The sequence below is a fragment of the Streptomyces sp. TOM-9 genome (assembly GCF_056858595.1).
Genome location: NZ_JBXEQB010000001.1, coordinates 5,766,096 through 5,787,692, shown reverse-complemented (window position 1 = coordinate 5,787,692; position 21,597 = coordinate 5,766,096). Strand labels below are relative to the sequence as shown.

General features: G+C 73.1%; 20 protein-coding genes. 7 read left to right on the top strand and 13 right to left on the bottom strand.

Annotated elements, in window-relative coordinates:
• The first annotated feature begins 1 nt into the window (after position 1).
• Both AC1VWI_RS27140 and AC1VWI_RS27135 read left to right on the top strand, forming a co-directional pair.
• On the top strand, positions 2–490 hold the full coding sequence (locus tag AC1VWI_RS27140) for a VanZ family protein (RefSeq protein ID WP_499513616.1): 489 nt from the start codon (positions 2–4) through the stop codon (positions 488–490).
• An 84-nt stretch (positions 491–574) separates the two neighbouring features.
• The gene (locus tag AC1VWI_RS27135; RefSeq protein WP_499513615.1) at positions 575–775 is read left to right on the top strand and encodes a PspC domain-containing protein; all 201 of its coding nucleotides are present in this window, start codon (positions 575–577) and stop codon (positions 773–775) included.
• 76 nt (positions 776–851) lie between these two features.
• Here AC1VWI_RS27135 and AC1VWI_RS27130 read toward each other — a convergent pair whose 3' ends face one another.
• A complete protein-coding gene (locus AC1VWI_RS27130; protein ID WP_499513614.1) occupies positions 852–1,181 on the bottom strand; it encodes a hypothetical protein in 330 nt (109 codons plus the stop codon).
• Between the two features lie 166 nt (positions 1,182–1,347).
• Complete coding sequence (locus AC1VWI_RS27125; RefSeq protein ID WP_499513613.1) at positions 1,348–2,541, bottom strand: adenosine deaminase; 1,194 nt, start codon at positions 2,539–2,541, stop codon at positions 1,348–1,350.
• Between the two features lie 101 nt (positions 2,542–2,642).
• Between AC1VWI_RS27125 and AC1VWI_RS27120 the strand changes: the two genes are divergently transcribed.
• Positions 2,643–3,428, top strand: a complete 786-nt coding sequence (locus AC1VWI_RS27120; RefSeq protein ID WP_499513612.1) for an alpha/beta hydrolase — start codon at positions 2,643–2,645, stop codon at positions 3,426–3,428.
• Positions 3,429–3,451: 23 nt separating this feature from the next.
• Here AC1VWI_RS27120 and AC1VWI_RS27115 read toward each other — a convergent pair whose 3' ends face one another.
• Both AC1VWI_RS27115 and AC1VWI_RS27110 read right to left on the bottom strand, forming a co-directional pair.
• Entirely contained in the window at positions 3,452–4,288 is an 837-nt protein-coding gene (locus AC1VWI_RS27115; RefSeq protein WP_499513611.1) for an aminoglycoside phosphotransferase, read from the bottom strand.
• A gap of 62 nt (positions 4,289–4,350) precedes the next feature.
• A complete protein-coding gene (locus AC1VWI_RS27110; RefSeq protein ID WP_499513610.1) occupies positions 4,351–5,331 on the bottom strand; it encodes a LysR family transcriptional regulator in 981 nt (326 codons plus the stop codon).
• A 63-nt stretch (positions 5,332–5,394) separates the two neighbouring features.
• Between AC1VWI_RS27110 and AC1VWI_RS27105 the strand changes: the two genes are divergently transcribed.
• A complete protein-coding gene (locus tag AC1VWI_RS27105; RefSeq protein WP_499513609.1) occupies positions 5,395–6,681 on the top strand; it encodes an MFS transporter in 1,287 nt (428 codons plus the stop codon).
• A gap of 70 nt (positions 6,682–6,751) precedes the next feature.
• Here AC1VWI_RS27105 and AC1VWI_RS27100 read toward each other — a convergent pair whose 3' ends face one another.
• The 8 genes from AC1VWI_RS27100 to AC1VWI_RS27065 form a co-directional block, all read right to left on the bottom strand.
• Positions 6,752–8,029 (bottom strand): thymidine phosphorylase, encoded by a 1,278-nt coding sequence (locus AC1VWI_RS27100; RefSeq protein ID WP_499513608.1) that lies wholly within the window; start codon positions 8,027–8,029, stop codon positions 6,752–6,754.
• A 15-nt stretch (positions 8,030–8,044) separates the two neighbouring features.
• Entirely contained in the window at positions 8,045–8,467 is a 423-nt protein-coding gene (locus AC1VWI_RS27095; protein ID WP_499513607.1) for a cytidine deaminase, read from the bottom strand.
• Positions 8,464–9,753: an ABC transporter permease gene (locus AC1VWI_RS27090; RefSeq protein WP_499513606.1), complete on the bottom strand. Its 1,290-nt coding sequence runs from the start codon at positions 9,751–9,753 to the stop codon at positions 8,464–8,466. Before AC1VWI_RS27090 ends, AC1VWI_RS27095 begins: the two co-directional genes overlap by 4 nt.
• Entirely contained in the window at positions 9,750–10,865 is a 1,116-nt protein-coding gene (locus AC1VWI_RS27085; RefSeq protein ID WP_499513605.1) for an ABC transporter permease, read from the bottom strand. Before AC1VWI_RS27085 ends, AC1VWI_RS27090 begins: the two co-directional genes overlap by 4 nt.
• Positions 10,862–12,412, bottom strand: a complete 1,551-nt coding sequence (locus AC1VWI_RS27080) for an ABC transporter ATP-binding protein (protein ID WP_499513604.1) — start codon at positions 12,410–12,412, stop codon at positions 10,862–10,864. The genes AC1VWI_RS27085 and AC1VWI_RS27080 overlap by 4 nt, the downstream gene beginning before the upstream one ends.
• Before the next feature lie 257 nt (positions 12,413–12,669).
• The gene (locus tag AC1VWI_RS27075; protein WP_499513603.1) at positions 12,670–13,719 is read right to left on the bottom strand and encodes a BMP family lipoprotein; all 1,050 of its coding nucleotides are present in this window, start codon (positions 13,717–13,719) and stop codon (positions 12,670–12,672) included.
• 154 nt (positions 13,720–13,873) lie between these two features.
• Positions 13,874–15,076: an amidohydrolase gene (locus AC1VWI_RS27070; RefSeq protein WP_499513602.1), complete on the bottom strand. Its 1,203-nt coding sequence runs from the start codon at positions 15,074–15,076 to the stop codon at positions 13,874–13,876.
• Between the two features lie 455 nt (positions 15,077–15,531).
• The gene (locus tag AC1VWI_RS27065) at positions 15,532–17,103 is read right to left on the bottom strand and encodes a glycosyltransferase (protein WP_499513601.1); all 1,572 of its coding nucleotides are present in this window, start codon (positions 17,101–17,103) and stop codon (positions 15,532–15,534) included.
• A 206-nt stretch (positions 17,104–17,309) separates the two neighbouring features.
• On the opposite strand from AC1VWI_RS27065, the gene AC1VWI_RS27060 reads away from it, so the two are divergent.
• Genes AC1VWI_RS27060 through AC1VWI_RS27050 form a run of 3 tightly spaced genes read left to right on the top strand, consistent with a single transcriptional unit; the run spans position 17,310 to position 20,408 of the window.
• Complete coding sequence (locus AC1VWI_RS27060) at positions 17,310–19,175, top strand: AbeC-like domain-containing protein (RefSeq protein ID WP_499513600.1); 1,866 nt, start codon at positions 17,310–17,312, stop codon at positions 19,173–19,175.
• Positions 19,172–19,543, top strand: a complete 372-nt coding sequence (locus AC1VWI_RS27055; RefSeq protein WP_499513599.1) for a hypothetical protein — start codon at positions 19,172–19,174, stop codon at positions 19,541–19,543. Before AC1VWI_RS27060 ends, AC1VWI_RS27055 begins: the two co-directional genes overlap by 4 nt.
• Positions 19,536–20,408 (top strand): SecDF P1 head subdomain-containing protein, encoded by an 873-nt coding sequence (locus AC1VWI_RS27050; RefSeq protein WP_499513598.1) that lies wholly within the window; start codon positions 19,536–19,538, stop codon positions 20,406–20,408. The genes AC1VWI_RS27055 and AC1VWI_RS27050 overlap by 8 nt, the downstream gene beginning before the upstream one ends.
• 71 nt (positions 20,409–20,479) lie before the next feature.
• Here the strand turns inward: AC1VWI_RS27050 and AC1VWI_RS27045 are convergent, their stop codons facing one another.
• Entirely contained in the window at positions 20,480–21,595 is a 1,116-nt protein-coding gene (locus tag AC1VWI_RS27045; RefSeq protein ID WP_499513597.1) for a hypothetical protein, read from the bottom strand.
• Between the last annotated feature and the right edge of the window lie 2 nt (positions 21,596–21,597).

The window sequence follows — 21,597 nt, the reverse complement described above, 5'->3', positions numbered from 1 at the left end:
GGTGGGCCTGGTACTCGCCGCGGTTCATCTGGCTCTGGTGGGGTGGCTGATGCTGCGTCCGCAGTACGTGCCCTGGGTGGACGCCCCCAACCTCCGTCCGTTCGCCTCCATCCGCTCCGACCTCGCCATGGGGCCCGCGGAGGCGGCCCGCCGGATCGGCGCGGGGCTGGCGCTGCTGGCCCCGCTGGGCGTGCTGCTGCCGATGGCCGGCGGCCGGGTGCGGGTGTCGGCGCCGGGCTCGTTCGCCCGCACGGTCTTCGCGGGGCTGATGATCTCGCTGGCCCTGGAGTTCGTGCAGACCGGGGTGCCGGGCCAGATCTTCGACGTGGACGCCCTGCTGCTCAACACGGCGGGCGTCGCGCTGGCCCACCTCGCCGTGGTGCCCGCGGCCCGCGCGTGGGCGCACCGGCGCAGCGTCCGCCGGGAGGACCGGCTGACCGCTGCTCAGGGGCGGACCCCGAGGATTCCCAGGGTCGGGATCGCACCGTAGAGCGATGATTCACGGCGGTATGCGCTCGTACGGTGATGTCATCGGCCGGAGGGACCGGCCTGGACTCCCGAAGGAGCACCCGCCATGTCCGCACTGGTCCGCCCCCGTCACGGCCGGATGATCGCCGGGGTCTGCGCCGGACTCGCAGACCGGTTCGGCACCTCCGCCACCACGATGCGTGTGATCTTCCTGCTGTCGTGCCTGCTGCCCGGGCCGCAGTTCCTGCTCTACCTCGCGCTCTGGCTGCTGCTGCCGGACGAGGGGCACGCGAAGACCGCCGTGTGACGCCACGGGCCCCGGAACACCTGCGGGCCGCGCCCCCGAGGGGGCGCGGCCCGTCCGGCGTTCGTCCGGGTGGTGCTCAGCCGCCGATCGGCAGGCCCTGCAGCGGCAGCTGGCCCAGCGGCAACTGGCCGCCGACGGGGAGGCCGCCGAGCAGGGTGCTCAGGCCCTGCGGGGCGTTCTGCACGCCGGGGACGATGTTGGCGGTCTTCGGCAGGCCGCTGGTGACGGCACCGACCGGGACCGACTTCGCCACGTCGGCGACCGGCACGGAGGCCGGCAGGGCCGAGGCGTTCGGCAGGCCCAGGTTGGTGTCCGTCGGAGCGGCGGAGGCGACGCCCGCGGCGGCCCCGACGAAGGCCACGCCCAGCGCGGCGGCACCGAGAGTCTTGACGGTTCCGGTCTTCATGGTTGCGATCCTCGTGATGGGGGATGGTGCGTCCGCCGCGGCACACACGGAACGTGTTCGCGGGATTTCGGAACGTATCGACGGGACGCGGGGCGGTGCAAGCGGCCGCGCGCGGCCCCACGCGGCCGGGGCCGCCCCGCCGCCGCAGGGCGGGACGGCCCGGGTCTCATCCCTCTTCCGGCGAGGAATCCCTGGCCACGGCGGTGGCGGCGGCCGTCTGGCGGAACAGCCACTCGGCCTTCAGCTCCGAGTATCCGGGCTTGATCACGTCATTGATCATCGCGAGACGTTCATCGAAAGGGATGAAGGCGGACTTCATCGCGTTGACCGTGAACCACTGCATGTCGTCGAGCGTGTAGCCGAAGGCGGCCACCAGTTCGGCGAACTCGCGGCTCATGCTCGTGCCGCTCATCAGGCGGTTGTCGGTGTTGACCGTGACCCGGAAGTGCAGCCGGCGCAGCAGCCCGATGGGGTGCTGCGCGTACGAGGCGGCAGCGCCGGTCTGCAGGTTGGAGGTGGGGCACATCTCCAGGGGGATGCGCTTGTCGCGCACGTAGTTGGCGAGCCGCCCGAGGGAGACCGTGCCGTCGTCCGCGACCTCGATGTCGTCGATGATGCGCACACCGTGCCCGAGCCGGTCGGCGCCGCACCACTGCAGGGCCTGCCAGATCGAGGGCAGGCCGAAGGCCTCGCCGGCGTGGATGGTGAAGTGGAAGTTCTCCCGCTGGAGGTACTCGAAGGCGTCGAGGTGGCGGGTGGGCGGGAAGCCGGCCTCGGCGCCCGCGATGTCGAAGCCGACGACGCCCCGGTCGCGGTAGCGGATGGCGAGTTCGGCGATCTCCTGCGAGCGGGCGGCGTGCCGCATCGCGGTGAGCAGGGCGCCCACCCGGATCCGGCCGCCCGCCTCGCGGGCCCGCCGTTCGCCTTCCCGGAAGCCCTCGTTGACGGCCCCCACGACCTCGTCGAGGGAGAGCCCGCGTTCGACGTGGAGCTCGGGGGCGTAGCGCACCTCGGCGTAGACGACCCCGTCCGCGGCGAGGTCCTCGGCGCACTCGGCGGCGACCCGGGTGAGCGCCTCACGGCTCTGCATGACGCCGACCGTGTGCGAGAACGTCTCCAGGTAACGCTCCAGCGAGCCGGAGTCGGCGGCCTCGCGGAACCAGGTGCCGAGCTTGTCCGGATCGGTCTCCGGCAGGCCGTCGTAGCCCGACGCGCGGGCGAGGTCGACGACGGTCCCGGGGCGGACGCCGCCGTCGAGGTGGTCGTGGAGCAGCACCTTGGGCGCGCGGCGGATCTGCTCGGGCGTGGGGGTGGCCCCCGCAGCGCCCGCGGGGAAGGGGAGCGTGCTTGAGCTCGTCATTTCCGAAACATACCCCCTACGCGCGTAGAACTCTTGGATGATGCCGAATATTGACCTCCCGGCCAGGTCGTGCACACCTTCCCGTCTGCCATGGTTACGCCATGGCTTCGCAAGCTTTACCGGTGCGTGGTGCGCGGTTGGGGAAGAGAGTGACACCGGGTCTGAACCCGGCGGCACGGCGGGATACGGACGACGAGGCGGTCCGTGCCGCCGTGCTGCTGCTGCCCGGTGGCAGTGCGCTGAGCACCCGTCGGCGCTCCCCCGTGGCCGCCGCGGCGATGGTGCCGCTGGCCCGCCGTCTGGTGCGGGCAGCGGGCCGCGGTGAGGGCCTGGCCGTGCACGTCGTGCACTACCGCTTCCGCGGCTGGAACGGCGGTCACGCCCACCCGGCCGAGGACGCGCGGTGGGCGGTCGACGAGGTCGTCCGCCGCTACGGTGACGTACCGGTGTCGCTGGTCGGCATGGACATGGGCGGCCGCGCCGCGCTGCACGCGGCGGGCCACCCGGCCGTCAACTCGGCGGTCGCCATAGCCCCGTGGCTGCCGGACGCCCCGGAGCCCGATCCGGTGAAGCAGCTGATAGGCCGCCACGTCCTGATCGTGCACGGCACGAACGACGGCTCCACCCACCCCGACCTCTCCTACCGGCTGGCCGAACGGGTGAAGAAGGTCAACCGGGACGTGTGCCGGTTCGAGGTGCACACCGACGGCCATCTGCTCCACGACCACCGGGCCGAAGTCGCTTCCCTGACCGCCGACTTCATCCTCGGCACCCTGCTCGGGCGGTCCTTCGCCCGCCCGGTCGCCGACGCGCTGGCCGCCCCTCCCCCGCTCGGCCTGCGCATGCCCCTGGCCTCGGGTTTCGGACGGTCGCCCCAACTGCGCTGAGCGCGGGGCGCCGACCACCGGGGTCACCCCTGCCCGCGGACCCTGCGTTCGACGAGGTCGGCCACCCGGGTGAACCCGGCCATCTCGTCCTCGGGCAGGGCGCCACCGGAACCGGCTGGCACGGCCGACGCACCCAGGCGGAAGAGCAGGGCGCGCAGGAGCATCTGCGCGCCCTGCGCACCGGGGACCGCCGAGTCCACCAGGTGGTGCCCGGCGCGGTGGTGGAGCAGGCCGTCGACCACCACGATCGCGTCCGCGTACGCGACGGGCCGCCAGTAGGGCGAGAAGTCGATGACCGCGGGGGCCCGGCCGACCGCGAACAGGACGTTCCCCGTCAGGTCGCCGTGGATGAGCTGGGCCCGCGCGCCGACCGGTTCGCGGAGCCGTTCCAGCCTGGTGACCAGCCGCCGGATCTCCGCCGGCGCCTGCGCTGTCGACTCGCCCCAGGCGAGGCAGTCGGCCACCGCCCACGGATGCCGGTGCGCGTCCAGGTGGTCGGGGCGCGGCACATCGCGCAGCGCCTCGTGGAGGGCCCTGCCCGCGGCCAGCAGGGCGTCCCATCTGCCGGCGGGGCCGGGCTCTCCCGCCAGGAACTCGGTCGCCGCCCATCCTTCGACGACGTGACCACCACCCACGGAGCGCAGGAATCGCGGTACCCGGAAGTCCCGGCGCCCCTGCAGACGCTCCATCAGTCCCGCGGCCCAGGCGGTCTGCCCTGCGTCGGCGCCCGGCTTCAGCACCGCGCCCGCCACCCGGACGCTGTGTCCCTGCCCCCCTGCGAGCGGCTCGGGCCGGCCGGAGAGCCCGAAGGCCTCCAGGACATGCGGGGGCGGCAGGGCCGCGTCGGTCGCACGGGTCATGCCCCGCATCCTCCGGGACCGGCGGCTCCGGGCGCATCCGCGTTCCGGGCCGGCCGGCGCCGTCAGCCGGGGAGGAGCTGACCGCGCCTGCCGAGCAGGAACTTCTTGAAGGCGGCGACGGGTGCCGTGTCGGAGTGGCCGCCGAGCCAGGCCACGCCGATCTCCCGGACCGCGCGCGGGGCGGTGACGGTCAGCTCCACGACTCCGGGACGCGGGACGAGCGGCGGCGGCAGCAGGGCCACCCCGAGTCCGGCCGCGACCAGACCGCGCAGGGTCTCGGCCTCCTCCCCCTCAAAGGCCACCCGCGGGGTGAAGCCCGCCTCCGCGCAGAGGGCGTCGGTGATGCGCCGCAGCCCGTAACCGGCTTCCAGGCTCACGAACAGCTCCCCCGACGCCTCCGCCAGGCGCACCCTGCGGCGGGATGCGAGCCGGTGGTCGGCGGGGACGACCAGCCGCAGCCGCTGCTCGTCGAGGCGCCGGACGACCAGGTCGGGCGCGTCCGGCACCGGTGAGGTCAGGCAGAGGTCCAGATCGCCCGCGCGCAGCCCGGCGAGCATCGCCTCGCCGTAGTTCTGCACGAGCTGGAAGCGGATCCGCGGATGGTCGGCGCGGAAGGCCCGCAGCAGGGCCGGTACGGTCTCCGGACCGAGCGTGTGGAGGAAGCCGAAGGCGACCCGTCCCGACTGCGGGTCGGCGTCGGCGCGTACGGACTCGGCCGAGCGCTCCACCTCGCCCAGCGCCCGCTCCACCGAGGCGAGGAAGCCGCGGCCCGCGGGCGTGAGCGAGACCGTACGGCCCTGGCGCGCGAAGAGCGTGACGCCCAGGTCGAGTTCGAGCCGGACCATGGCCCGGCTGAGCGTGGACTGGGGCACCCCCAGCTCGCGCGCCGCGCGGGTGACGTGCTCGTGCCGCGCCACCGCGGCGAACTGGGCGAGCCGGGGGGCCAGCACCGCCGCCCAGGAGGCGCTGTCCAGCTCCGCCCGCATGTCTGTTGCGTCACGGGACGGTGACAGCGACCGGGCTGACCTCGCTTCATGCGCCATGGGAACGATTATCGCCACTCCGTGCATTGGACGCATGAAACCGGCCCGGCCTAGCGTGAAGGCATGTCTCCCGCCGATACAGGGGCGTCCACCGTGACACGGCCGGGCGCCGCCGCCTCCGCCCCCTCAGCCGCCACACTGCGACCGGGTGAACCCGGCTACCGACGCGCCATCCTGGCCCTTTTCGCCGCGGGACTCGCCACCTTCGCCCTCCTGTACTCCACGCAGGCCCTGCTGCCGGCGCTCTCCACGGGGCTGTCCCTCAGTCCCGCCCAGGCCAGCCTCACCGTCTCGGCCACCACCGCCGCCCTGGCGCTGGCCCTGCTGCCGGTGAGCGCGCTGAGCGAGAAGTACGGCCGCACGGCCGTGATGACGGCGTCGGTCTTCAGCGCCTCGGCGCTGGCCCTGGTCATCCCCTTCGCGCCGGACCTCACCACCCTGGTCGTCCTGCGCGCCGTGCAGGGCGTGGCCCTCGCCGGGCTCCCGGCGACCGCGATGGCGTACCTCGGCGAGGAGATCCACCCCAAGGCGGTCGCCTCCGCGATCGGCCTCTACGTCGCGGGCAACAGCATCGGCGGCATGAGCTCCCGGGTCCTCACCGGCGCCGTGGCGCAGGCCTTCGGCTGGCGCGCCGCACTGTTCGCCGCCGGCGCCATGGCGGTGCTGTGCGCCGTCGCCTTCCGGCTGCTGATCCCCACCGCCCGCAACTTCCGTCCCGGCCCGGTCAGTCCCGCCGCCCTCCGGCGCACGGTGACCGGCCACCTGCGCACCCCGCTGCTGCGCCGGCTGTACCTGATCGGGCTGCTCTTCATGGCGGTCTTCGGCGCCGTCTACAACGTGCTGGGCTACCGGCTCGCCGCCGAGCCCTTCGGCCTGTCGCAGACCGCGATCGGCCTCATCTTCCTGGTCTACCTGGTCGGCACCGGCGCCTCCGCGGCCTCCGGCGTCCTGCACGCCCGCCTCGGGCGGCGCGGCGCCCTGTACGTCGCCGTGGTGCTGGCCGCGGGCGGGCTGCTGCTCACCCTCGCGGGCTCCCTCGCCGCCGTGCTGACCGGACTGGTCCTCATCACGGCCGGCTTCTTCACCGGCCACTCCATCGCCTCCGGCGCGGTCAGCCGCACCGCCACCACCGGCCGCGCCCAGGCCTCCGCGCTCTACCTGACCGCGTACTACGTCGGCAACAGCCTCGGCGGCACCCTGGGCGCCTCCGCCTTCCACACCGCCGGCTGGGGCGGCACCGTCGCCCTGTGCCTGGCCGCCGTCCTGGGCGTCGCGGGGATCACCGTGCACGCGACCCGGCGCGCGGTCGCGGACCGGCGGCTCGCCGTCCCTGCGGGACGCACGGCCTGACGGCCGTACGACGAAGAACGGGACCGGTGGAAGTCCACCGGTCCCGTTCCGTGTCGCGGGGCGGCCCCGCTCAGGCGATGCGGTCCAGCACGATCGGGGCCGGCGTGAACGCGGTGCCCGCCGGGGAGATCTCGACGCCGCCGGCGAGGGCCGCCAGCGCGTAGTCGAACTTCTCCGGGGTGTCGGTGTGCAGGGTCAGCAGCGGCTGGCCCTGCGTGACCGTGGCGCCCGGCTTGGCGTGCAGCTCGACGCCCGCGCCGGCCTGCACCGGGTCCTCCTTGCGCGCCCGGCCGGCGCCGAGGCGCCAGGCGGCGACACCCACGGCGTAGGCGTCCAGGCCGGTGAGGACACCGGACCGCTCGGCCGTGACGACGTGCTGCTCGCGCGCGACGGGCAGCGCCGCGTCCGGGTCGCCGCCCTGCGCGGCGACCATGCGGCGCCACACGTCCATGGCGGAGCCGTCGGCGAGCGCCTTGGCGGGGTCGGCGTCCTTCAGCCCCGCAGCGTCGAGCATCTCGCGCGCCAGGGCGACGGTCAGCTCGACCACGTCGGCCGGGCCCCCGCCCGCCAGCACCTCGACGGACTCGCGGACCTCCAGCGCGTTGCCCGCGGTCAGGCCGAGCGGGGTGGACATGTCGGTGAGCAGCGCCACGGTCCTCACGCCGTGGTCGGTGCCCAGCCCCACCATCGTGGAGGCCAGCTCGCGGGCCTGCTCCAGGTTCTTCATGAAGGCGCCGGAGCCGACCTTGACGTCCAGGACGAGCGAGCCCGTCCCCTCGGCGATCTTCTTGGACATGATCGACGAGGCGATCAGCGGGATCGCCTCGACGGTGCCGGTGACGTCGCGCAGCGCGTACAGCTTCTTGTCGGCCGGGGCGAGGCCGTCGCCCGCGGCGCAGATGACGGCGCCGGTGTCGCCCAGGACCCGCAGCATCTCCTCGTTGGACAGCAGCGCCCGCCAGCCCGGGATGGACTCCAGCTTGTCCAGGGTGCCGCCGGTGTGGCCGAGGCCGCGGCCGGACAGCTGGGGGACGGCCGCGCCGCAGGCCGCGACCAGGGGTGCGAGCGGCAGCGTGATCTTGTCGCCGACGCCACCGGTGGAGTGCTTGTCCGCGGTCGGGCGGGGCAGCGAGGAGAAGTCCATGCGCTCGCCGCTGGCGATCATCGCTGCCGTCCAGCGCGCGATCTCCGACCGGTCCATGCCGTTGAGCAGGATCGCCATCGCGAGCGCGGACATCTGCTCGTCGGCGACCTCACCCTTGGTGTAGGCGTCGATGACCCAGTCGATCTGGTCGTCGCCGAGGCGGCCGCCGTCGCGCTTGGTGCGGATGACGGAAATGGCGTCCATGGTTCACGTACCTTCTTAGCGGTTGGTCAGGTCGTCCGGGCCGAACGCGTCGGGGAGGACGTCGCGCATCGTGCGGATGCCGTCGGACATCTCCACCAGCAGTCCGGGGCCGCCGTGCTCCCACAGCAGCTGACGGCAGCGGCCGCACGGCATCAGCTGGTCGCCCTTGCGGTCGACGCAGGTGAAGGCGACGAGCCGGCCGCCCCCGGTGGCGTGCAGGGTCGACACCAGCCCGCACTCGGCGCACAGGCCGAGGCCGTAGCTGGCGTTCTCCACGTTGCACGCCGAGATGACCCGCCCGTCGTCCACCAGTGCGGCCGCGCCGACGGGGAAGTGCGAGTAGGGGACGTAGGCCCGGGACATGGCGTCCCGGGCCTGCGTCCGCAGGCCTTCCCAGTCGACGTCGTCGACGCCGACCGGGCCCGCGGTGTCGCTCACTTGCCCTGACCCTTCCGGTACCTCATACCGTCAGCCTTGGGCATCCGCAGACGTTGTGCCGACAGGGAGAGCACCAGCAGGGTGACGACGTACGGGGTCGCTCCCACGAACTCGCCGGGCACCTCGTCGGTGAACAGGTACCAGCCCAGCACCACCGCGCCGACGACCAGGCTGACGCCGCCCTGCCAGAAGCTGCGCTTCCACAGCTTCCAGGCCGCCAGCAGCACCAGCAGGACCACCAGGAGCAGCAGCAGCGCGTGCACCGTCGGGCCGCCGTTGCGCAGCTGGAGCGCGTCGGAGTAGCCGAACAGTCCGGCGCCGGTGGCGAGGCCGCCGACGCGCCAGTTGCCGAAGATCATCGCGGCGAGGCCGATGTAGCCGCGGCCGCCGGTCTGGCCCTCGAGGTAGATGTGCGCGGGGACCATCGCCAGGAAGGCGCCGCCGAGGCCGGCGAGACCGCCGGAGGTGATCACGGCGACGTACTTGTACAGGTACACGTTGACGCCGAGCGACTCGGCCGCGACCGGGTTCTCACCGCAGGACCGCAGCCGCAGACCGAACGGGCTGCGCCACAGCAGGAAGAAGCTGCCGACGAAGAGCAGCACCGCGACGACCGTCAGCGCGGAGACGTCGGTGACCAGGCCGCCGAGCACGCCGGCGAGGTCGGAGACGAAGAACCAGCCGTGCTTCTCGATGCTCGCCAGCCCGTCGGACAGCCCGGGGATGTCGAACGACGGCAGGGCGTCGACCGGTGGGGACTGCTTGGGGTTGCCGCCCTTGGTGGCCGCGTCGCCGGTGGAGAACCACAGCTTGGCGAGGTACTGGGTGGCACCGAGCGCCAGGATGTTGATGGCCACACCCGAGATGATGTGGTCGACGCCGAAGGTGACGGTGGCGACCGCGTGGATCAGACCGCCGACCGCACCGCCGACGACACCGGCGAGGACGCCCAGCCACGGGTTGGTCTGCCAGCCGGCCCAGGCACCGAAGAAGGTGCCGAGGATCATCATGCCCTCGAGGCCGATGTTGACCACGCCCGAGCGCTCGGACCACAGACCGGCCAGACCGGCCAGGCCGATCGGCACGGCGAGGCCGAGCGCCGCGGTGATCTGGCCCTGGGCGGTGAGCTGGTCCTGACCGGTGATGATCCGCACCACCGACACCAGCGCGAGCGCGGCGGCGATGATCAGCAGGATCATCGGGAAGGAGAGGCGGCCCTTGCGGCCCTTGGCCCCTGCGGCCTTGGGAGCCGCGGGCGGCGGGGTCTGGGTCATCGTGGCGGTCACGCCGTCACCTCCTTCTTGGTGCGGGCCTGGGCGGCGAGTTCCTCGCCGACCTTCTGCTGCTGGCGCTTGAGGCCGTAACGCCGGACGACCTCGTAGGCGATGACGACGCTCAGGACGATGACGCCCTGCATGACGCCGACGATCTCCTTGTCGTAGCCGTCGAACTCCAGGCGGCCCGAGCCACGCTCCAGGAAGCCCCACAGCAGCGCGGCCAGCGCGACGCCGACCGGGTTGTTGCGGCCCAGCAGGGCCACCGAGATGCCCGTGAAGCCGATGCCGGCCGGGAAGAGGTCGGAGCCGTAGGCGTGGGCGTCGTTCAGCAGCAGCGGCATGCCGGTGAGACCGGCCAGACCGCCGGAGATCAGCATGCTGGTGATCACCATGCGCTTGACGCTGACGCCGCTCGCGGTGGCCGCGCTCTCGGACATGCCGACGCTGCGCAGGTCGAAGCCGAAGCGGGTACGGCCCAGCACGAACCAGTAGCCGATGCCGATGACCACGGCGAGCACGACGAAGCCGTAGATCTGGCCGATGTCCTCGCCCATGTCGAAGTTGAACAGGTGGCCGGAGGAGGGCAGCGGCGTGGTCGACACCGAGGTCTGCGCCTTGTCCAGGTGGCCGAGCCGGCCGTCCTTGAGCAGGTAGCCGACGATGTAGGTGGCGATCGAGTTCAGCATGATGGTCGCGATGACCTCGCTGACCCCGCGCGAGGTCTTCAGCAGGCCCGCGATACCGGCCCACATCGCGCCGACGATCATGGCGACCACGATGATCAGCGGGACCTGCAGGAAGCCCGGCAGCGTCACGGCGCCGCCGACGGCCGCGGCGAAGAAGGCGCCCAGGCGGTACTGGCCCTCGACACCGATGTTGAACAGGTTCATGCGGAAGCCGACGGCCACCGCGATGCCCGCGATGTAGTACGTGGTCGCCTTGTTGATGATCTCGACCTGGCTGTCGCTCTTGAAGCCGTAGTCGAACATCGTCCCGAAGGCGCCGAACGGCTCCTTGCCCGTGGCGAGCAGCACCAGCGCCGTGATCACGAACGCGGCCACGAGCGCCAGCACGGGGGCGGCGACGGCGAGGAGCACCCGCTCCTTGTCGATCTTCTTCATCGTTCCTCTCCCCCGTGGCCGGCGTCGCCGTCCTCGTGCTCCAGATGGCCGGCGGCCGCGCCGGTCATCGCGGAACCCAGCTCCTCCGGGGTGATGGTGGCGGGGTCGGCGTCGGCGACCAGACGGCCGCGGTACATGACGCGCAGGGTGTCGGACAGGCCGATCAGCTCGTCCAGGTCGGCGGAGATCAGCAGGACGGCCAGGCCCTCGCGCCGGGCCTCGCGGATCTGGTCCCAGATCTGCGCCTGGGCGCCGACGTCCACACCGCGGGTGGGGTGCGCGGCGATCAGCAGCTTGGGCCGGTGGCTCATCTCGCGGCCGACGATCAGCTTCTGCTGGTTGCCGCCGGACAGGGACGCGGCGGTCACCTCGATGCCGGGGGTGCGGACGTCGTACTCGCGCACGATCCGCTCGGTGTCGCGGCGGGCCGCGGCCGGGTCGAGGAAGCCGCCCTTGCTGTTGGGGCGCTCGGTGACGTGGCCCAGGATGCGGTTCTCCCAGAGCGGGGCCTCCAGCAGCAGGCCGTGCCGGTGCCGGTCCTCGGGGATGTAGCCGATGCCGCCCTCGCGGCGCTTGCGCGTCGGGCGGTGGGTGATCTCGTCGCCGTCGAGGCCGATCCGGCCCGCGTCGGGCGGCAGGATGCCCATGATCGCCTCGACGAGCTCCGCCTGGCCGTTGCCCTCGACACCCGCGATGCCGAGGACCTCGCCCTTGTGGATGGTGAAGGAGATCTGGTCCAGGACGATCCGCTCGATGCCCTCCAGGTCGGTCTCCGACAGGTGGAGACCGTCGATGGTCAGCATCGGGACGTCGGTGACCGTGGACTCCCGGGTCTCGGGGGACGGCAGCTCGCTGCCGACCATCAGCTCCGCGAGCTGCTTCGGGGTCGTGGTCCGCGGGTCGGCGGAGCCGACCGTGGTGCCCCGGCGGATGACCGTGATCTCGTCGGCGACGGAGAGCACCTCGCCCAGCTTGTGGGAGATGAAGATGACGGTCAGGCCCTCGGCCTTGAGCTCGCGCAGGTTGTCGAAGAGCGCGTCGACCTCCTGCGGGACGAGGACCGCGGTCGGCTCGTCGAGGATCAGCGTACGGGCGCCGCGGAAGAGGACCTTCAGGATCTCGACGCGCTGACGGTCGGCGACACCGAGGTCCTCCACCAGGACGTCCGGGCGCACCCCGAGACCGTAGGCGTCGGAGATCTCCTTGATCTTGGCCCGGGCCTTGCCGCCGATGCCGTACAGCTTCTCGCTGCCGAGGACGACGTTCTCGAGGACGGTGAGGTTGTCGGCGAGCATGAAGTGCTGGTGCACCATGCCGATGCCGCGGACGATGGCGTCGCCCGGGTCGTGGAAGGTGACCCGCTCGCCGTCGATGGTGATCGTGCCCTCGTCCGGCTTCTGCATGCCGTAGAGGATCTTCATCAGGGTCGACTTGCCGGCGCCGTTCTCGCCCACGAGGGCGTGCACCGTGCCACGGCGAACCGTGATGTCGATGTCGTGGTTGGCCACGACACCTGGGAATCGCTTGGTGATGCCGCGGAGCTCCACGGCATTCTGGCTGGGGGGGCTGGACGCGTTGATGGCGCACTCTCCTCGCGGAAAAGAGCGGGGCGGGCGGGGTGTGGCGAACGTATCGCGAGGAGGGGCCTCTACGCGCGTAGCGTTGCCAGATCCATAAGGGGAAGAGTCACAACGGAGACCGCGTGCGCGACACCCGGCTGAACACAGGCGCGAGGCCCGGGAAGGGGGGAGCCTGGGCTGTCCCCTCCCGAGCCTCGCGACCGGCGCTCACGAGAGACCGGGCGTCACTTGACGGTCGTCTTGACCTTGATGTCGCCGTTCACGATCTTCTTCTTGGCCTCGTCCAGCTGGGACTTGATGTCGTCGATGAAGCCACCGCTGGTGGACAGGCCGACACCGTCCTTGGCCAGGTCGTAGGCGTGGGTGCCGGTCAGCGGGGAGCCGCTCTTGACCGACTCGACGACCTCGTAGACCGCGACGTTCACGTTCTTCAGCGCGGAGGTCAGGATCGAGTCCTTGTACTTGGCCAGACCCGGCTGCTCGTGCTGGTCGGAGTCGACACCGATCGCCCAGGCGCCGGACTTGCCGGCGACAGCCTCGATGGCGCCGTTGCCGGAGGAGCCCGCGGCCGCGTAGATCACGTCGATGCCGTTGTCCAGCATGCCCTGCGCGGCGGCCTTGCCCTTGGCGGGGTCGGAGAAGCCGGAGAGGTCCGAGCCGCTGGTCAGGTACTGGGTGGTGACCTTGACCTTCGGGTTGGTCTCCTCGACGCCCTGGCGGAAGCCGGCCTCGAACTTGTTGATCAGCGGGATGTCCACGCCACCGATGAAGCCGACCTTGTTGTCCTTGGTCTTCAGGGCGGCGGCGACACCGGCGAGGTAGGAGCTCTGCTCCTCGGTGAAGACGATGCTGTCGACGTTCTTGGCGTCGACGACCGAGTCGACGATCGCGAAGGTCGTCTTGGGGTACTTCTTGGCCGCGGCCGTGATGGACTCGCCGTAGGCGAAGCCGACACCGATGACCGGGTTGTAACCCGCGTCGGCCAGGTCCTCCAGGCGCTGCTCGCGGTCGGCCTCGGTGTCGGAGGTCTTGGCGGTCAGCTCCTTGACGTCGACGCCGAAGTCCTCCTTCGCCTTGTCCAGGCCCTGGGCGGCGGAGTCGTTGAACGAGTGGTCACCACGGCCACCCACGTCGTAGGCGACGCCGACCTTCAGCTTGCCGCTGCTGCTGCTGTCACCGTCGCTGTCCTTGGAGCTGCTGCCGCAAGCGGTCGCGGTGAGCGCGAGAGCCGCGGAGGCTATACCCGCGGCGGCGATCTTGGTTACCCGGCGCAAGAGGGTACCCCTTCAACTCTGAGCGCCCCGTCCGGCGCTGGCTTAACCGGAGCTTAACGCGCGTAGATGTCAGGTAAAGGGGGGTTGGCCGCCCGTTATCGGATCGTCGCATTTCGGCCAGGTGACCCGGCCGTGTCGACCGGGTCACCCACCGTCATGCCAGCAGCGCAGCGGAGGTGAACAGCTCCACGCCGACCTTGATCGCGCCCTCGTCGACGTCGAAGTCACCTTGATGCAGATCACGCTTTGACGTGTCCCCAACGGGCCGTACGCCCAACCTCGCCAGCGCACCCGGAACCTTCTCCAGGTACCAGGAGAAGTCCTCGCCGCCCAGGCTCTGCTCCGTGTCCTCGACGGTGTGCGCGCCGTAGCGGGCCGTCATGGCGTCGCGCAGCAGCTCGGTCGAGTCCGCCTCGTTGACCACCGGCGGCACCCCGCGGTGGTACGTCAGCTCCCACTTCGCCCGGTACATGGCGGCCACCTGGTCGATCACCTCGTGGACCAGGTCGGGGGCCTCGTGCCAGGCGTTCAGGTCCAGGCAGCGGACCGTGCCCTCCAGCTCGGCGTGCTGCGGGATGACGTTGGCCGCGTGACCGGCCTCGATGCGGCCCCACACGATGCTCATCCCGGAACGGGGGTCGATCCGGCGGGCCAGCACGGCCGGCAGCTCGGTGGCCATCTTGGCGGTGGCCATCACCAGGTCGGTGGTCAGGTGGGGGCGGGCCGTGTGGCCGCCCGCGCCGTCCAGGGAGAGCTCCAGCCGGTCCACCGCGGAGGTGATCGATCCCTGGCGCAGCCCGATCCGCCCGACCTCGACCTTCGGGTCGCAGTGCAGGGCCAGGATCCGGCCCACGCCATCCAGCGCGTCCGCCTTGATGGCGTCCAGCGCACCGCCCGGCATGACCTCCTCGGCCGGCTGGAACACCAGCCGTACCGGACGCCTCAGCTTGCCCTCGCGCTCCAGCTCCGCCAGTACCAGGCCCGCGCCGAGCACCACCGTGGTGTGCACGTCGTGGCCGCAGGCGTGCGCCCGGCCGGGGACGGTGGAGCGGTACTCCACACGCTTGGTGTCCGGGATCGGGAGCGCGTCGAGGTCCGCGCGCAGCGCCAGCCGCGGATGCTCCGGGTCGGTGGCGCCGATGTCGCACAGCAGGCCGGTGCCGCCGGGCATCACACGGGGCTTGAGGCCGGCCTGCTCCAGGCGGGCCTTCACCGCGGCGGTGGTACGGAACTCCTGCCGGCCCAGCTCGGGGTTCATGTGCAGGTCCCGCCGGAACGCCACGAGTTCGGCCCTGAGCCGCTCGGGCACGACGCCCAACAGCGCACCTTCGGGTGCGGCGGGAACTGTGGGCGCCACTGGCACGGGGTTTTCGGAGGGTTCGGAGGCTGAGTCGTTCACCTCCGACAGGCTAGACCGCATCTGTGCTCCTGATCGCTACATCGCCGTAAATTCATGCCGCGCGAGGAAGAAAAACTCCCCCGTCCGGCGCGTACCCCGCGCTGTACAGGGGTATGAACCTGGTTTATCCCTAGCCACTCCATAGTGGCCCAACGATCGCCCCGCCGCGAGGCAACGCCCTGTGACCGGCCCCGGGCGGCCCAGGCGAAGGCGGCGGGAACCCCGGATCCGGACGGCTCGGGGCAGGGGCGGCGCGGGCCCAGGAGCGTCCTCCCGCGTCGGCCGGGATACGCGGACGGCGCTGATCACCACGACGGCCCGGTACCTGTCCGAGGGCGGCCGAGCCGCACACGGATCCGGCCGACGCGGACGGCCCGCCGCGAGGCGACGGCCTGTGACCGGCCCCGGGCGGCTCAGGCGAAGGCGGCGGGAACCCCGGATCCGGACGGCTCGGGGGAGGGGCGGCGCGGGCCCAGGAGCCGCGCGTAGAGGTCGATGAGCGGCTCGGACTGCTTCTGCCAGGACCACTCGCGCAGCACGTCCGCACGCTCGTAGGCCTTGCGGTAGCGGCGCGGGTTGGTCAGCACGGCGCCGACGGCACGGACGAAGTCGGCGGTGTCCCCCGAGCGGAAGACCTCGCCGTTGCCGATCTCCAGGGTCGGCCGGGCCAGCACGCGGACGTCGCTGACCACCACGGGCAGCCGGGCGTGCGCGTACTCGAAGTAGCGGGCCGGGAGCGCGACCTGCCGGTCGGGGAGGCGGTGCACCGGGAGCACCCCGATGTCGGCCGAGGACAGGAAGCGCGGGATCTCCGCGGGCGGCACGTAGGGCAGCACGTGCAGCCGGCGGGCCACGCCCAGCTCGGCGGCGCGGCCGGTGAGGGTGCGGATCCACGGGTCGTCGAGGTCGGGGACGACCAGCGCGGCGTGCAGGTCGTACAGCTTGGGCAGCGCGTCGACGACCGTGAGCAGGCCGCAGGCGGGGCCGGCGGAGCCGCTGTGGACCAGCAGCGGGACCTCCGGGGCGAGGTGGCAGCGGTCGCGGACGCCGGGCGGCGGCGGGGAGGGCAGCGGCTCGTGCGGCGGGGTGTTGCGGGCCACCGCGGGGCGGGCGGGCAGCCCGTGGCGTTCGCGGAGGCGGTCGGCGTAGGTGTCGGCGACGGTGACGACGCCGTCCGTCAGCGGCACGTAGCTGCGCTCGTGGGCGTCGCGGGCGACGGCGGCACGGCGGGTGGGCTCGGTCTTGGCGGTGGTGTCCCAGACCACCTCCACCCGGTGGCCGGTGCCCTCGGCGCGCATCGCGGCCCGCACGGCGGTGCCCAGGGTCCGGTGGCCCAGGGCGTGCACGAGGTGGGGGCGCAGTTCGTCGAGGACCGGGCCGTAGGCGATCTCCAGGTCGAGCAGGAGCGGGTCGAGCCGGCGCCAGCAGCGCTTGCCGAGCAGCAGCCGGGTCGCGGTGGCGGCGGCGCCTTCCAGGGGTCCGCCGGGGGTGGCGCGGCGGCGGACGGCGGCGCGGTACTGCGCCGAGCGCAGCGCCGTCCAGGCGCGGCGCAGCACGTGCCGGAACCTGCCGCCCACGTGGGCCAGCCGGGCGGCGGCCTTCACCGGTAAAGGGCGGTGGATCACGTCCAGCTCGGCCCCGCGGGAGGCCAGCAGGGCCGTGTGGGCGGCGAGCAGCGCGTTGCGGTAGGCGTGCGACTCGGAGCTGCGGTAGGCGAGGGCGTGCCGCAGGCCCGGACGGGGGCGCTGCAGCCGACGCCGGTGGAGCGTCTCGGCGACGGTGACGCGGATGAGCCGCACTCCCCCGGGCACGGTGCCGGCACCGCGTCCGGAGGGGCGCGGCCCTTCCGGGGCGCGGCCGATGAGCGTGACCTCGTACCCCGCGGCGGCGGCGGCCGCCGCCACACGGTGCGCCCGGGAGTCGCCGTCGAGCGCGCTGTCCGCGAGGACCGCGATGCGCGGCGCGGACCTCGGTGCCGTTGCCATGGATGAAGACAACCGGGTACGGGTGACCGCTCGGTGAAGTGGATCTTGCGGAGAGTGGAACGACACCGGCCGCCGACCCGCGCGCCCTTGCGCGCCCCCGCACTTCAACACGCCCCGGCGCGGCCGGTTTTCCCTCTTGCCGCGCCTTTCGGGAGCTCGCCGGCGGCCACCAGACTGGTGTGACGAGGGGAAAAGGGGTGGGGCGTGTGACATCGCGATACCCGGGCGCCGGGAGCACGGGGGCCACCGGGGACACGGAGGCGTACGGCACGGACGGCGCGGGCGGTGGGGATGCGGGCGACGGGGGCACGGCCGCGGTGCCGCCGCCCCGCCCCGGGCACGTGCCGCGGACGCCGCAGGGGGCGTCCGCGGCTCCGTACGGCGCCGAGGAGGACTGGAGCGCGTCCACCCGCTACATGTGCGCGGGGGCGCGGCTGGACGAGGGCTTCGCGCGCCGGGTGGTGCACGAGCTGCGGCACGAGCGGTACCGGGCCTGCGCGCCCTCCTACGGCGTCGACCTCGACCGGGTCGGCGCCCACGCCGAGCAGACCTTGCGCGACCTGCGCAAACGGGATCTGGCCGTCGGCGCCGCCTTCGTCCTCTCGCTGCTGGTCGCCCCGGTGACCACCCTCGCCTACTGGTTCGCCACCGCCTTCCTGCCCGGGGGCGGCACGCAGGCGGGCTCGGTGCTGCCGAGGCGGCGCCGGGTCCGGGAGGGGCAGCGCGACCCGGCCGTCATGGCGGTGCTGCGGGCCCTGGCGGTGCAGCTCGCCGTCCTGCTGGCGGCCTCCTGGCTCGGCGCGCTGGTGCCGTTCTGGCCGAGCGCCGGACCGGTGGTGACCTTCCTGCTGACGCTGGTGCTGCTGATCGGCTGCCCGTGGCTGTTCACCTGGGAGCAGCGCAACGCGGCGTGGAAGGCCATCCGTGAACAGCTGACCCGTGAGGCCTTCCGCTCCCCCGCGGAGGATCCGCCCCGCGACCCGGACGCGGCGGGGCTGCCGCAGTCCTCCGTGGGCGGCGACGCGAACCTGGTCGTCTACAGCGGCTACCGGCCCTTCGTGGGTGCGGGCGACGAGGTCACCTCATGGTCCTTCGCGATGCGGCTGACCCCCGAGGGCCACGAGCCGGGCTCCGGGCAGGAGCCGCCGCCGGTGCCCTTCGACACGGCCGGGCTGATCCGGCGGATGGCCGACGACCTCGACGCCCTGCGCGCGGCCGCGGCCTCGCCGGTGGACCGGATCCCCGGCCTGGAGGTCGCGGAGAAGGTCTTCGTCCACGGCACGGAACTGCGGCAGAACGCGCTGTACGGGGAGGCGGTGTTCTGGCCCGGCGCCGCGGGCCACTGGCCGCCCGAGGGCAGGCCGGCCGACCAGCTCTCCTCGGAGCGGATCGCGGCGGCCCGGGGCGTCGTCGACGGCCCCGTACGGCACTGCCTGGCCGCGCAGGTGCGCAGTTGGGGAACGGACCTGGTGCTGTCGGTCTTCGTCCAGACCGCGGTGAGCGGGGCGACGCTGTACCTGCAGGCCAACACCCTGGTGCTGACCCCGGTCCGGGAGGCCTACCGGGTCGCCGACTCCGTCTCCCGTCCCGAGGAGGCCGAGGAGGCGGCGCCCGGACTCGCGGACGCGCTGCTGCTCAGCCGCTCGGTGCTGATGTCCGCGCTGCCCGACGCCTATGCGGAGCTGCGCGCCCCGGCCCGGCGCGAGCGCGCCCTGGCGGCGCAGCGGACGGCCATCACGGACGACCGGCGCTATGACTTCGGCGCCAGGATCAGCCTGCGCGAGCTGGCGTCCTCGCACACCTACCGCGACTTCTTCCAGAAGGTGGACGTCACGCGGATCGGCAAGCAGATCGAGCTGCAGATCCTCGGCACGCTCGCCGAGTTTCTCGCCGAACACGGCCTGGACCGTGGTGATCTGACGCAGCATCGGAACGTCATCCTCAACCAGGGGATCATGATGACCGGCGGCTCCATGAGCGGCAGCATCGCGGCGGGCTCCGGTGCCGCCGCGATCTCCACCGGCGGCCGGCAGCCCGCGGCCGGGACGGGCAGTGAGGGGGGCGCGAAGTGACGCCGCAGGATCCGGCTCCGCAGGTCAACCACGGCATCGTGATCGCGGGCGACGCCCGGGTCAGCGACTCGGCCCTGGCCGCCGGGCACGGGGCGTCCGCCCGCAAGGACGGCACGGACGCCGAGGCGCTGCGCGCGGCGCTCGCCGCGATCGGCGAACTCCGCCGCCGCCTGGACGCCTTGGAGGGCGCCGAGGCCGCCGGGGAGGAGGCCGGCGCCCTGGCGGACGACCTCACGGCGGAGGAGGTGGACGGCCGCCGGGTGGGCGAACGGCTGACCCGGCTGCGGGCCCTCGTCGGCGACGCCACCGCGCTGACCGGGCTGGTCACGGCGGTGCACGAGAGCGTACGGGCGATCACCGGTGGGTGAGCGTCCGCGCCGTGGGCGGTCGACGGCGGCGCTCGCGGTCTGCTGTGCGGCGCTCGCGGCGGCGTGCTCCCTGCCGGGGGACGGCGAGGGGGCGGGCAAGTCCGCCGACGGCCCCCGTACGAAGGCGGTGTTCGCCCCGCGTGATCCCGTGGACGCGGCGCGGCTGCGGCAGATCGCCGACCTCATGGGCAAGCGCGCCGAGGGCTTCGGCTACGAGGACGTCACCGTGGAGGCCGGCGCGGGCCGGGTCACCCTCTCCCTGCGCGGAGGGAGCGAGCGGGAGATCGCCTCGCTGGGGAAGCCCGCGGTCCTGGTCTTCCGGCCGGTGGTGCTGCTGGAGGCCTCCGGCGCCGGCTCGCCCGCGCCCCCGTCCGGCTCCGGGACGGGTCCCGGCGGCGCGGAGTACGCCGCTCTGGACTGCTCGGCGCCCGCCCAGCGGGTCGACCACCAGCAGGGCGACGCACGGTGGGCCGTGGCCTGCGCCGAACGGGCCGAGAGCGGCACGTGGACGAAGTACCTGCTCGGACCCGTCGCCCTGGGCGGCACCGAGATCAGCGACGCGGAGGCCGTGCTCGACACGCGGAACGCCGCCGGATGGCAGATCCGGATGACCTTCGGCAGCAGCGGCGCACGGAAGTTCGCCGACCTCACCGCGCGTCTGGCGACGCAGCTGAGCCCGGCCAACCAGTGCGCGATGGTGCTGGACGGCGCGGTGCTGTCGGCGCCGCTGGTCAACTCGGCCATCACCGGCGGCACCGCCGTCATCACCGGCAACTACACCCGCAGCTCCGCCGGCCGGCTCGCTGCCCAGCTGGGCAGCGGCGGTCTGCCGACGGAGATGGAGGTCGTCTCCGTGACGTACTGACCCGCCGGCGGAACGGGCCGGCGGGCCGGTGCGGGTCGGTCTCGTCCGTCCGGCCGTCCGGCCGGACGGGCTCAGTTGACGGCGGCCGTGCCCGAGGCCACCGAGGCCAGGCCGTGCAGGTCGCGGGCGCTGCCGGTGATCCCGGACAGGAAGCTCTGGGCCCGCGGCGAGGCCCGGTCGGTCAGCCACTCCGGATCGACGTCGCAGACCCTGATCTTGACTCCGGTGCCCTCCAGGGCGAGCGGCAGGGTGTGCACGACCGTGGAGGGGAAGCTCAGGACCGTGTGCCCGATCGGGCCACGGCGGGCGATCAGTTCCAGCGGCAGGTCGGGCCGGACGATCTGCAGCCCGGTCTCCGCGGAGAGCCGGTGCAGCTTGTCGGCGCTCTCCCGGCGGTGCGCGAAGTAGCGGGTGGCACCGTGCGCCCGGGTCAGGGCGGCGACGGCGGCCAGGTAGCGCTCGGGGTCGACCACCCCGGTCTCCACGAGGGAGGTGCCCACGATGTCGGTGCCGGCACTGATGGTGGGCGGGCCGAACCGTGCCCGTGTCCAGGCGAAGCGGTTGGTCCGCAGCGCCATTCCGGGGGGAGGGGAGGCGGGCATCGAGCTGAACAGCTCGACCCGCCGCCCGGCGCCTGGGGTGAGTCGACGCCGGGCGGCCGAGGCGAAGACGCCGAAGGCCGCTTCCACCGGCGACAGCCGGCGGCCGCTGCGGTGCCAGCGGACGAGCCGGGCACCCCTGGCGAGGAGTTCGGTGAACTCCATGGTCGCCGTGCCGTCGTCCACGACGGTGATCTCCTTCGCCCGGCTGAGCGGCAGGAGCACCTGCACCAGCCGGGAGAAGGGGTCGCCGAGGACGACCCGTCCCGCGGCCCGCAGGGCCGGGGTCAGTTCGACGGCGGTGCGCAACAGCGAACCCCGGGAGGAACGGGCTTCGCACCAGCGCACCGTGATGCCCTCGTCCATCGCCAGCTCCGTCATGCGACGGAGCTGGCCACGCGTCATGGGGTCACGCGGGGCGAGGGCGACGATGGTGAGCGGCCGCCCGGGCGCCACCGGGCCCGGGACGGCCGTGGCCGTCCCGGGCCGCGGCGTGGGCACCGCGGGCGGGTGAACATGCGCCCACTCCAGCACGTTGAGCAGCTGAACGGGGCTCTCTACGAGTGCCAGAGTGCCGCTGTCGCTCATGG